The sequence below is a fragment of the Aurantibacter aestuarii genome, from assembly GCF_003008425.1.
GTDB lineage: Bacteria > Bacteroidota > Bacteroidia > Flavobacteriales > Flavobacteriaceae > Aurantibacter > Aurantibacter aestuarii.
Window position 1 is genome coordinate 44,470 of record NZ_PXOQ01000019.1, and the last position, 13,059, is coordinate 57,528.

7 protein-coding genes are annotated in these 13,059 nt (G+C 32.5%); 4 read left to right on the forward strand and 3 right to left on the reverse strand.

Annotated features, from left to right (window positions below; all coding sequences use genetic code 11):
- Window positions 1-495 (forward strand): YkgJ family cysteine cluster protein, encoded by a 495-nt coding sequence (locus tag C7H52_RS13165; protein WP_106464372.1) that lies wholly within the window; start codon window positions 1-3, stop codon window positions 493-495.
- Window positions 496-604: 109 nt separating this feature from the next.
- On the opposite strand, the gene C7H52_RS13170 is transcribed toward C7H52_RS13165, so the two are convergent.
- Window positions 605-6,943, reverse strand: a complete 6,339-nt coding sequence (locus C7H52_RS13170; RefSeq protein ID WP_106464373.1) for an alpha-2-macroglobulin family protein — start codon at window positions 6,941-6,943, stop codon at window positions 605-607.
- A 174-nt stretch (window positions 6,944-7,117) separates the two neighbouring features.
- Between C7H52_RS13170 and C7H52_RS13175 the strand changes: the two genes are divergently transcribed.
- Entirely contained in the window at window positions 7,118-8,071 is a 954-nt protein-coding gene (locus tag C7H52_RS13175) for a tetratricopeptide repeat protein (RefSeq protein ID WP_106464374.1), read from the forward strand.
- 8 nt (window positions 8,072-8,079) lie between these two features.
- Here the strand turns inward: C7H52_RS13175 and C7H52_RS13180 are convergent, their stop codons facing one another.
- The gene (locus tag C7H52_RS13180) at window positions 8,080-9,327 is read right to left on the reverse strand and encodes an exo-beta-N-acetylmuramidase NamZ family protein (RefSeq protein ID WP_106464375.1); all 1,248 of its coding nucleotides are present in this window, start codon (window positions 9,325-9,327) and stop codon (window positions 8,080-8,082) included.
- Window positions 9,328-9,329: 2 nt separating this feature from the next.
- Between C7H52_RS13180 and C7H52_RS13185 the strand changes: the two genes are divergently transcribed.
- Together C7H52_RS13185 and C7H52_RS13190 are read left to right on the forward strand one after the other, a co-directional pair.
- Window positions 9,330-10,565 carry an ABC transporter permease gene (locus tag C7H52_RS13185; protein ID WP_106464376.1) on the forward strand — a complete coding sequence of 412 codons (1,236 nt, stop codon included), beginning with the start codon at window positions 9,330-9,332 and terminating at the stop codon, window positions 10,563-10,565.
- A 169-nt stretch (window positions 10,566-10,734) separates the two neighbouring features.
- Complete coding sequence (locus C7H52_RS13190; protein WP_106464377.1) at window positions 10,735-11,715, forward strand: PLP-dependent cysteine synthase family protein; 981 nt, start codon at window positions 10,735-10,737, stop codon at window positions 11,713-11,715.
- 75 nt (window positions 11,716-11,790) lie between these two features.
- Here C7H52_RS13190 and C7H52_RS13195 read toward each other — a convergent pair whose 3' ends face one another.
- The gene (locus C7H52_RS13195) at window positions 11,791-12,933 is read right to left on the reverse strand and encodes a T9SS type A sorting domain-containing protein (RefSeq protein WP_106464378.1); all 1,143 of its coding nucleotides are present in this window, start codon (window positions 12,931-12,933) and stop codon (window positions 11,791-11,793) included.
- Window positions 12,934-13,059 lie beyond the last annotated feature (126 nt).

Sequence of the window (13,059 nt, forward strand, 5' to 3'; positions counted from 1 at the left end):
ATGGATTCTACTTTACAACAGCTACCAAAGCTTGCCAAAGATAAACATAAGGAGAATAAAACCTTTTTTACAAAGCTAAAAAAGAAAACGCCTAAAAATCTGGATTACATCATGCAGGATTTGCATGATAATGAATTTAAAAAAACCGACTGTTTAACCTGTGCAAATTGCTGTAAAACGACTGGTCCATTATTTACAGATAAAGATGTACAGCGTATTTCTAAGCATTTTAAAATGAAACCACAGCAGTTCATAGAGCAATTTCTTCGTATAGATGAAGATAATGATTATGTCCTGCAAAGTGTGCCTTGTACTTTTTTAGATGCCGATAATTATTGTTCAATTTACGATGTAAGACCAAAAGCTTGTGCCGAATTCCCTCATACCGACCGTAAAAAGTTTCAGCAAATCTCTGAAATTACCTTAAAAAATATGCCTATTTGTCCAGCTGTATTTAATATTGTAGAAGCCATGAAAAAACGGATTAATTTTTAAGTCTACAGTCTACAGTCTACAGTCTTCAGTTATCGGTTATCAGTTATCAGTTATCATTTAACGATAGTAAATTATTATACTCAAATTACTGCCTACTGCTTACTAACCACTACTTATCTACCGATAAACGCACACCTTCACTATGGCTACTAAATTCTGGTGCGTACATGCTTTGTATAGTGGAAATTCCGTTACTCATTACCCCAGCATTATTGACTCTTAAGTCATATTCAAATACATAAATGCCTTTTGGTAACACATCAAAAAAGAAATTAGTGCTCGTGTCTTTGGTGCTTTCATAATAGCCTAATCCGTCTTGATATTTGTAACTTGAAATTACATTTACAGGTTCTAAACCAGCAGCACGCATGTCTTTTAAATGTACAAATTCCATTGGTCTATCGGTACGCAACTCAATACGCACACGAATTAAATCGCCCACTTTTAAGGCATATTCATTTGGCACACCATACATACGTTGCGTTTTGTCTTCTTTAATTTCAGTTAACACTTCGCCTGTGGTGGTATTTTCTACTTTAAACAATTTTTTCTTTAGGTTTAAAGATGTTTCTGCAGGTGTAATGGCGTCTAAATCTTCAAAATATTGCCAGTATAAACTACCAAAAGCAATGCCTTTTGCTTTTTTAGTTAACGTCACTTCAGCTAAATTTGACTTAATTTCATTAGCGTCCCAAGACGTTTTGAAATAACCTGTACCTGCTTCAACTTTAACCATTTCTAATTTGTCTTTAGGAATTGGCTGGTTACCAACTAAAACTTTTACACTTTCATCTACACTTAACCAATCGCTACCTTGTAATAAAATAGCATAAATTGCATCTGTGGTAGCTTTTGTAGTACTCCATTGGTTGGTTTGCTTATGTTTTAATAGCCATATTTTTAAGTTATCTACGGTGTTTATGTCATTTTCTATTTCCGAAAATGCTTCAATTAATAAGGACTGAGTTTCAATAGGCGCCTGGTACCAGTAGTAAGAATTGGTGTTTTCTTTCCAATACATACCAAGTTCCTCATTAGTAATACTGGTTTCTTTTAAAGATTTTAAAATTTTAGATGACGTTACTTTGTCTTCATTTCTAAAACTTATTAAAGCCATTAAACCTTTCGCATAAAGCGGTTTAGATAACCAATAGGTTTTAATCTGATTTAGGTAATAGGTTTTAATCTGATTTGCTTCTTTAGAAAGTTTAATGTCCGGATAAAAACTTCTCATGTATAAGTAATGCAATTGCGACATACTTAAATGATTTTGAGACAAATCTACTTTTTCATTATAACGGGTTAAGTCATTGTATTCCTTAACAAATTCTTTATCTAAATAAGATACAGCGTTGGTAATCATTTCTTGTTCTGATTCCTGACTACTGTCGACATTCAATTTTTTTAAATGACCAAAACCTGTAAGAATATGTTGCGTGATGTAGCGGTTTTCTCTGTAATCTCCAAACCAAGACCATGCACCAGAAGCCATTTGATTGGTTTTTAATTTATATAATGAGGCTTTTAACTCTTGTTGCATTTTACTTAAATCGAATAACAACGCGATACGTTTTTTCTGTTCCGATTCGCTTTGTGCATCTCGTAACCATGGGGTTTCCTGAATTAAAATAGATTTTAACTCGCTATTCTTTTCTAAATTAGACAGTAAAGCATCGCTGGATTTCCACTGATTAAAAACAGCCTGAATTTTTGGGTTGCTGTTGGCAATATGCGTGGCTAATGCATTAGCGTAATAGCGACTAAAGGTTTGCTCATTACACTCGTATGGAAACTCCATTAAATAAGGTAAAGCTTGTACCGCATACCATGCAGGATTACTGGTAATTTCTAGTGTTAGTTTGTGATGTTTTAAGGTTTTACTGTTATTTGTTTTTAATTTATCTAACACAAAAGTTTTAGTTTCGCCTGATTTAACATGCATAGGCAAGGTTTCGGTAACCAACATACGATTGCTTAATACCGGTAGTACATTTTGCTCTCCATCGCTAAAACTTCCTGCGGAAGCTAACACCTTGTATTGAATAGCGCCAATACCTTCAGGAATACTTAGGATCCAAGACACTTCTGTGTTTTGTTTAGCTTTAGCTGAAAAGATAAGTGTTGGATTATATTTTTGACCTTTAGTTTTGTACTCAAAAGGTTCGGTGATTATTGTATTAGATATATTTTCTCCTGTAATAGGATTGGTTAAAACAAGTTGTGCTTTTCCGCCAATGGTGGTGTCTGTTAAATTTGAAATTTTAGCACTCAGCACTATTTGATCGCCTTCCCTTAAAAAACGAGGTGCGTTTGGAATTACCATAAGTTCTTTCTGCGTAACCGCCGTTAAGGTTTTTTGGTCAAACTGACCTTTTTTATTATGGGTTAATAGATTTAAATTCCATTTGGTAAGCGCTTCTGGCGTAGTAAAGTTGAATCTTATTTCTCCTGCCTCATTTGTAGTTAATTTAGGAAAGAAAAATGCGGTTTCCTGTAAGTTTTTACGGACTTGGATTTGTTCCATAGCAGATTCTGAAGAATTAGTCGTAACAACAATTACGCCGTTTGCACCTTGAGAACCATATAAGGCAGTTCCATTTGCACCTTTTATAACATTAATGGATACAATTGTTTCAGGTGATAAGCTATTCAGTACGGTTAGGTTTGAAATTTTCCCATCAATTATAACAAGTGCAGTTTTGTCTGCTGATATCGAAGAGTTTCCTCTTAAAGTTACTTTCGAAGATTGATGAAAATCTGAATTAGTAGTATTAACTTGTAATCCCGAAACTTTTCCGTTTAAAGATTGAATCACATTTGGGTTTGCTGATTGATCTAATTCATCAGATGTAATATTTGAAGTAGAGCTAGATAATTCTGAGCTTTTTCTTTTTATTCCTAAAGCAGTCACTACAACTTCTTCAGATTCAGTCTTTTCTAAAACATAATTGTAAAGGTTTAAATTTAACCCAAACCAATTCAATTGGTCAAACTGTTGTGTTATGTTAGAATAATAATTCTGATAATCTTGATAAATTCTAAAATTATCTACGCCAAAACTTAAATGACTTGAGGTATTCATATAACTTCGGTAAGCGTTGGGTTGGTATGGGCTAAAATTCCAGCTATGTGTTTTAAATTGGTCTAAAGACGCATCGTACATACTTGCCAATAATTCAGCAGATGCTTTTTCTTTATCGTCGCCAGTAATTTTAAAGCTCCAAGTTTCATCGGTGCCTGGTTGTAACTTATCACGAAAGCTTAAGGTTTCTATATGCAATTTAGAGGTTGGATAAGGTACATTAATAGCCACGCGTCCAGAACTAAAACTATTGGCAAATGCATAAGAGTAATGTATAACAAAACCACCTAAATCATTTTTAGCTATAGGAAATTTTAAAGTTTTACTGTTCTCTTTTAGCGTTATGGTTTGGGTTTCTACCACATTTTTATTTTTCTCTGTAGTTATTGTAACGACTAACTCTTCCGCTGCAGTTGCAAAAGTAATTTCTGCAATATCACCAATATTATAAGTGGATTTGTCGGTTTTTATTTGAAATAGTTCATTATCGGCTAAGGCTTCATCTTTATCTGAAAATACAGTAAACAGGGCTTCATCTTTAAGGGCTTGCCCAAATTTATCTTTGCTTTTTAAAACCGCTACATATTTTCCGGAATCCCATTTTTTAATGTTTCCTAAAGCTATCGTCTTTTCATTTTCCGTGTTAAAAGTGGTTTGTAACACCAGCTCACCTTTAAGCCAGTTTTGCGACTCATTCTCATTGTCATAAGCTTCATGAGGAAATAAAGTTTTAAATTCTGTTTTGCTTAAGGTTTTATAGTCGGGTGCTTGCCAAGGTCTTGGTCTTAACACAAAGTCTGGAGCTTTAAGTTTATAAATATGTACCGTTCCTGATGCTGGAACAAACTCTCCATTAAGATTTTTAGTTTTTATACTAAAGGTGTGTTCTTTATTGGATTTATCTACCAAATTTGACGCAATAATTTGTGCTAAAATAGTATGATAACCTACATTAACTGTAGTAGTAGCACTTCGGGTTTCACCATTTAAATCGGTAACGTCTGCGGTAATTTTATAAGAAAATACAGGTAAGTTGTCTTTGTTAACAGTATCGTCTGGAATGGCTTTAAAAGTTAGCTCAAATTCACCTTTACTATTAGTTAAGGTTTCTCCAAAGGTAATTTCCTGAGCCTGACTTTGGTAATAAGGTCTCGACCAGCGGTACCAACTTGGATAATTAACCTCACGTTTTACTCGGTACACGACTTTAGCATTACTAATGGTGCTTCCGGAAAATGCATTGGCCAAGCCATTTACAGTAACACTATCATTAACTTTATAAGTGTCCGTAATAGGTTTAAAAGTAGCTTCAAATTTTGGACGTTTGTATTCTTCTACAGAAAAATAGTGCTCATTATCTAGATCTAAATTAGTTTCAGATTCAATTTCTAAATAATATTCACCATTTAAACCTGTATCTGGTAAAATAAATTCTCCAGAAATACTACCATAGGCATTGGTTTTTAGTTTTTGCACACTTATTTCTTCATCATTAGCATTATAAAGCGTTACCACTAAAAGCTCTTCAGGAATAACTTCCGACTTTAAATCTTTAGTTTTAAGAGCAATTGCTTTGTAAAAAACAGTTTGTCCAGGTCTATAAATACTTCGGTCTGTAAAAATAAAAGATTGATAAACTGTTTTGTTGTTAGTATTGTTTCTGTCGTAATAGTAAATATGGCTGTTGCCAAAGTAGGTGGTTTCCTTGTTGTGATTTACTGCGACCTCAAACGTACTTCTGTTATGTGCTGCTTTTTTAAAGCTTATACGTCCATGTTGATCTGTTTTTAATTTTTGAGTCTGAATGACTTTATTTTGATAAGAAAAGGTAATGGCAACTTCTGCATTTACAATAGGTGCGCCAAAAGCTCTATCAATAAATTGAAGATGCTTCTCATCATTATCTTCCGATTCTACCATGGCAATATGCGACACTTGCAATGTTGCACTTGCCCAAATTTCTTTAGTATTGGCAACTACCAAATAAAGTCCATTAGATAATTTTGGCAGTAATACTTCTGTACTATGGTTTTGATAGTCTTTCTCATTAGTTAGCTTAGCTGTCCATGAGCTATTGAATTTTAATTTTTCTATAAAAGTTTTTTTAGCGTCTTCACGATATATTTTTTGGAAAGCATCGTACTGCTTTTTTGTTAACTGATACGCTTTAAAATCAACAACATCAATATTTTTATGAGAAACCAATAGTTTCTCGGTTTGGTTTGGTCTAAGAAAAGATTCTGTGGTAATTTGAAGCTGAGGTTTTGTTATTTGAAGGCTTAAAGTTTTACATTTTTCTGCACCTAAACTGTTTGAAAATTGGGTTATAGTTTGAGTGCATAACTCTAAAGCTTCTTTTATTTTCCATTGATTTTCCTTGTTTTCTTGAGAAAATTCTGATCCTTGTTGATAATAAATACTTGCAATTTCAAAGTTATATAAGGCTTCGGCTTCTTTGTTTTTTACGAATTCACGTTCTGCTATGTAAGTCGATAACAATACATCTTGAGCATTTGTAAGATTTGTGTTTTGCTTTACAAATTCAAGACGTTCAATATTTACTTGTGCTAAAGCTAAAGAGCTGTCTTTTTTTAAATGAAATTGAATTAAATCTTGATATATACGTAAAGCATGATATTGAAGTGCTAAACTGTCGGAACTTTTAAGTTCTAATGAAGAAAATTTACGAGCTGGACTTATAAATTTCTCATCTTGTATTGAAAATGTTTCCGCAGGTTTTGTAATTCGGTTTTCATTCGTTTTATAAAATGATAAGGCGTTGTGAGCTAATAAATCGAAAACACTAGGGCGAAAAGTTTCCGAGTTTTCTTGAGTTTGTAATAAAATGTCAAAATCTCTAATTGGGGTTTGTTGCAAGATTAATCCGTTTTTTAAGGATGCTTGATAATGATTGTGGATCTCCTCAAAAAGTGTTTCTAAATCCCAAGTTCTAAAATCTTTGCCATCAACTTTTTCCGAGGTTTTGGTGCGGTTATAAAATTTCCAGCGGTTTTGTTGAAAGTATTGCCAATATAAAGTAGCCAACATATTTTGTAGCACATTTTTTTCGGGCGATGGACTATTAGAAATTGCTTTTTTAAAATCTAAAACCACTTGTAACTGAGCATCTTCTTCTAAAATTAAAGCATACTTACTTTTAAATAATAGAGTTTTTATAAGTTGTTGGTTTTGATTTTCTTTTTTAGCCAAAGTTTCTATGTCTTCAACTATTTTTAAAGCAGACTTAGGCAATCCTTCATTTTCAAAAGTTTCTACTTGTTTCCAAAGTTTGGAATAGTTGTTGTTTTGTGCATGATTCATTTGAAAAACAAAAAGTGTAATTATAATAAGTGTAAGATGTTTCATTAGTCTACTGTTTTTAGTAAATATAAATGATACCGTTAAGCATTTCATAACAAAATGAGTAAAGTCAACGTTTTGCTAAGTAAAGCTAATCATTTTTTTAGTTAACCATATTTAACTCAACTTAAACAAAAATAATACCAACAGAATATTACATTTGTAACACATAATAAAACTATGAAAGCATTTTATTTATTTTTTTTAATTGTAACGGTAGGTTTTTCTCAATCTAAACTGGTTGAAGCTAAAAAACTTATTGATAATAAATCGTTTAGTAAAGCCCAAAATTTACTAGAAGCCGAAATTAAAAATCAGCCAAATAATGCTGAAGTCATTGAGTTGTTAGGAGACGCTTATGGTCACCAGAAAAAATGGGATGAAGCTATTGAACAGTACGAAAAATTGACAAAAATAGATGCTAAAGAGGCCAACTACTTTTATAAGTATGGTGGCGCCTTGGGAATGAAAGCTCTAAGCATTAGTAAAATAGCTGCTTTAGGAATAATTGGAGATGTTAAGGAAGCATTTTTAAAAGCAGCTGCTTTAGACGCCACCCATATTGAAGCGCGTTGGGCTTTGGTGGAGTTGTATATGCAATTACCTGGTTTAATTGGTGGTAGTAAATCGAAATCTTTAAAATATGCTAATGAGTTGCAAAACTTGTCTAAAGTTGACGGATATCTGGCTAAGGGCTATATTTATGAATATGACGACGAACCAGATCTGGCCGAAAAATATTATTTATTAGCCATAAAAGAAGGCGGTTCCTTAACCTGTTTTGATAAGCTAACCAATTTATACGAAACCAATAATCAACCAGAAAAAGCAGTTTCTAATTTAGAGCAAGCTCATGCAAAGCATCATAGAAATGCGTTACACTACCAAATAGGTAAAGTTTGTGCCGAATATAACGTGCAAATTGAAAAAGGTGAAAAATGCTTATTGCTTTACCTAGATAATTATTCGGCTAAAGATGGAGTGCCTAAAGCTTGGGCCAACTACCGATTGGCACAAATAAAAAAATATCAAAACGAAAAGAAAACAGCTTTAAAATATATCAATTTAGCCATAGCGGAACTTCCTAAAATAGATGTTTTTCAAGAAGAACGTAAAGCAATTCTGGCATTATAATAAAAGCATTAGTTGTACAATAGGTATTTTGCTCTTTTCTGTTTAAAAGCTTCTAAACCTTTTTGCCATGAAGCTCTAATTATAGCTTCAGTATTACCTGCCTCAATCTGGTTTTGAAGTTGTTTTGTTCCTGCAAGTTTAGTAAAAAAGCCATTTTTTAAGAAAAAATCAGTTTTGTCTGCGCTTAAGTTATAAGCATTTAAAACATAACTCAAATTAAGTTGTTCTAAACGACGTTCTTCACTTAAATCGTAACCATTACAAACTTCATTTTCATATTTTGGATACTTTGCGCCTTCATTTGGTTTTGGAGTAAACTTAAATGAAGTTTCTGGCAAAAATGGCGCCCCATAAATTTGAAATTGTTTATTAGTACCTCTACCAACACTAACATTAGTGCCCTCAAAAAAACATAAACTTGCATATAAATTTATAGCTTTATCATTCGGTAAGTTTGGTGAAGGTTTTATTGGTAAGCTGTAAGGCATTTCATGTTTGTAATACGCCATTTTAATAACCGTTAATTTACAGCTTACTTCATTTTTTAACCATTTTTCCCCATTAATCATTTGCGCATATTCTCCAATAGTTAGTCCGTGCAACACTGGGATAGGATGCATACCCACAAAACTGTGGTGTTCAGGCTCCAAAATGGGACCATCAACAATATGTCCGTTAGGGTTGGGACGATCTAGAACTACTACAGGTATACCTTTTTCGGCACATGCTTCCATAACATAATGTAATGAAGAAATATAGGTGTAAAATCGGGCACCAACATCTTGAATATCAAAAATAACAAGGTCTAAATCTTCTAATTGTTCAAGACTTGGTTTTTTATTAGCGCCATATAAAGATATAATTGGTAAACCGGTCTTTGTGTCTATGCCATTTTTAATTATTTCTCCAGCATCTGCAGTTCCTCTAAAACCATGCTCTGGAGCAAATACTTTTTTTACCGCAATTTTATGTTGAAGTAGCGTATCTACCAAATGAATAAATTGACCTCTTTTATTTGTAGTCACACTAGTTTGGTTGGCAACTATACCAACCCGTTTATTTTTTAGCAGTGGTAAGTATTCGTAAATACGATTGGCTCCTGTAATTATTTTTGGAAGCGAGCTATCTTTTTTGGTCAGAGCTATTTCAGGTTCAGATTCTAATAGGATAGGATTACTTTGTGTTTTTCCGCATGAAATAGCAACCAAAACAAATAATATTATAGTATTTTTGAAACAATTAAGAAATGTTGTCATAAGTGAAATTCGAATTTTTTATAGCTAAACGTATTATCGACCAAAAGTCGTATAAAAGTAGTATTTCGGCACCAATAATAAAAATTGGTATTGCAGCAATTACTATTGGTATCGTGGTTATGTTAATTGCCATAGCAACAGGTATAGGTTTACAACGTAAAATTCGTGATAAAGTTGTGGCCTTTAATGGTCATGCTAAAATTGCTAAATACAATACCAATAACTCTAAAGATAGTGAGCAACCTATAAGTAACGCGCAAAGTTTTTATCCTGAATTTAAGTCGGTTCCCGAAGTCAACCATATTCAAGGTGTTGCTACAAAGTCGGGTATTATAAGACTTGAAAGCGATTTTGAATATGCTGTGGTTAAAGGTGTAGGAGCAGATTATGACTGGCAGTATCTTAAAACTTTTCTGGTTGAAGGTCGTTTGCCAGATTATAGTAAAAAACGAAATGAAGACGTTTTAGTTTCCAGTTATTTGGCTAATCGCTTAAACTTAAAACTAAATGATAAGATTAATACCTATTTCTTAAAAGACGATTTAAATAAGTCGCCAAGTGTAATAACCTATTCTATTGTTGGTATTTATAATTCAGGTTTAAAAGAATTTGATGAGTTGTATATGATAGGCGATTTACGCCATATTCAACGTTTAAATAAATGGGAAGATAACGAAGTCGGGCATTTTGAGGTGTTTGTAAACAATTATAGCCAACTCGAAGAAACTTGGAAAAAAATGCTGAAAAAAACACCATCTCAAGTCGATGTGTCTACAGTAAAACAGCAGTTTCCAACCATTTTTGAGTGGATTAGTATTTTTGACGGAAATATATATGGCATTATAGGTATTATGATTCTGGTCGCTGGAATAAACATGATTACGGCATTATTAGTGCTTATTCTGGAGCGTACTCAAATGATAGGAATTTTAAAAGCCTTAGGAAGTTCTAATAATGGTATAAGAAAAATCTTTATTTATAATGCCACCTATTTAATTATTGTAGGTTTGTTCTGGGGTAATATTATAGGTTTAGGCTTACTGTTAGCTCAAAAGTATTTCAATTTAATTCCACTAAACCCGGCCAATTATTACGTGTCTACAGTTCCGGTGTATTTAAACATTAGTTATATTTTAATGGTAAATGTTGGTACATTTGTGTTATGTCTACTTATGTTGTTATTACCATCTTACATTGTGTCTAAAATATCGCCAGTTAAAGCTATTAAGTTTACTTAATTGGGCGTTCCCTTTCAGGTCAGGTTTTCCGTTTTATCTTTTTTTGGCTTAGGCGCCACCAAAAAAAGGATATCACTTCAACCCTTAACGCATTAAAAAAATATAATTAACTTATAAACTTTTATAGGTTGTCAATCAAAATTGTAAATTTGCCGCATAAATAATAGAGATGGAATACGCAGAAAATATATTAGAAACTATAGGTAATACACCTTTAGTTAAACTGAATAAATTAACAGCAGAATTACCTTGTTTGGTATTAGCTAAATATGAAACTTTTAATCCTGGTAACTCTGTTAAAGACCGTATGGCATTACAGATGATTGAGGATGCAGAAGCTGATGGTCGTTTAAAACCAGGCGGAACTATTATAGAGGGAACTTCTGGAAATACAGGTATGGGCTTAGCATTGGCAGCAATTGTAAAAGGTTACAAATGTGTCTTTGTTATGGCAGATAAACAAAGTAAAGAAAAAGTAGATATCTTAAAAGCCGTAGGAGCAGAAGTGGTAGTTTGTCCAACAGATGTAGAACCTACAGACCCTAGAAGTTATTATTCGGTATCTAAACGTTTGGCAGAAGAGACACCAAATGCATGGTATGTAAATCAATATGATAACCCAAGTAATACTAAAGCACATTACCAGAGTACAGGTCCGGAAATTTGGGAACAAACTGAAGGAAAAATTACTCATTTTGTGGTTGGAGTAGGTACAGGAGGAACTATTTCTGGAGTTGGTAAATATTTAAAGGAGCAAAATCCTGATGTTAAAGTATGGGGTATTGATACTTACGGATCTGTATTTAAAAAATATCATGAAACCGGTATTTTTGATGAAAACGAGATTTACCCATATGTTACTGAAGGTATTGGAGAAGATATTCTTCCTGAAAATGTAGACTTTTCAATTATAGATGGCTTTACAAAAGTAACTGATAAAGATGCGGCAGTTTATACACAACGTTTGTCTAAAGAAGAAGGCATGTTTTTAGGTAACAGTGCAGGAGCAGCAATAAAAGGAGTACTGCAATTAAAAGAGCATTTTACTAAAGACGATGTTGTGGTGGTTTTATTTCATGATCACGGATCAAGATATGTAGGTAAAATGTTTAACGACAGCTGGATGAGAGAAAAAGGCTATATTGAGTAATAGCTATATGATAAAAAGTAAAAAGCCATTTTAAAATATTTAAAATGGCTTTTTTTATAGTTCTGTGTACTAAGTTTAGTTTTTAACTAGCTTTTTAGTAAAGGATTTAGTATTTGTAGTAATGTTTACTAAATAAACACCAGCATTTAAGTCCGAAATATTTATAGTCTTACTAGTTGTTTCCATAATTAGTTTACCTAAAACATTATATATTTTTGTTTCTAATATATCAGCGTTGGTCTGAATGGTAAATTCGTTATTTGCTGGATTAGGATAAATATTTAATTGCTTATTTTGATTTGTAAAATCTTCCGTAGATAATGTATTATCTGTTAAAGTTACTATTCTTCCTTGATTCAATAATGCTAGGTATAGCGTATTTCCGATTAAAACAACATCTCTAAAATTAGCAAAAAACGGATTTCCATTATTAGTATCTTGGTATGTTGTATTCTCGCCAACAAGCTCTAAAGTGCCAGATGTTATTGCATCAACTTTTTGAGCTTTATTTCCATTACACATATAAAGATCATCATTACCGCTTATAAATAATCCTCTATTAAATGATACAGAAGGCACAAAAACTTGTAATGTAGCAGAAGCATTAGACGTATCTAAAGTTAAAATTTCATTACTATCAATATCAGAAAAATAAATGATATTGTTTCTGAATTCTAAATCTTGAACCACACCTAAGCTTAAAGTAGCATATTCTACAATTGCAGTAGGCACTGCATCGCTTACATTTATACTATTTAAATTTACATTAAAAACATCTGGATTTGTTGGGTTAACAGGAATTTCTTCAGTAAAATAAAGTTTGCTTCCGTTTAGGGCAATAGAAGAAATAAAATTGGTTGTAGATGTCAGTACAGTGATACCGGCAGCAAGATTTGTAAGATCTAATCTTACAATTTCTGTACCTAAAAAGGTGTCTGTAGTTTCATTATAATTTTCCTGTAGGAAATATAAAAAATTACCTAGTTTGACAGTTTTATATATAAAATAATTGGCTGGTGTAGTGTAAATAGTAACACCATTCGGACTTGGATTTGTAGTATCTATAGAGTAGATGTTGTTAAACCCTGTAGCATAAATAGTGGTTCCATCTAATTCTAAACTTCTAACCTCTACTAGTCCAGATACATAGTCGGTGGTTTGAGCTTCTCCCGAAAAATGAAGAAATAGACAAATAAACAGTAAAGTAATTTTTTTCATGATATTCTAATTTTAGGTTTTTTTCAAAATTAGTATTTATCATAATGCTAAAACATACCTAAAATTATGTATTTTTAGTAGATCATTTGCTGTAGTGGTTAATTTAAATTTTAAAGGAATTAGGAT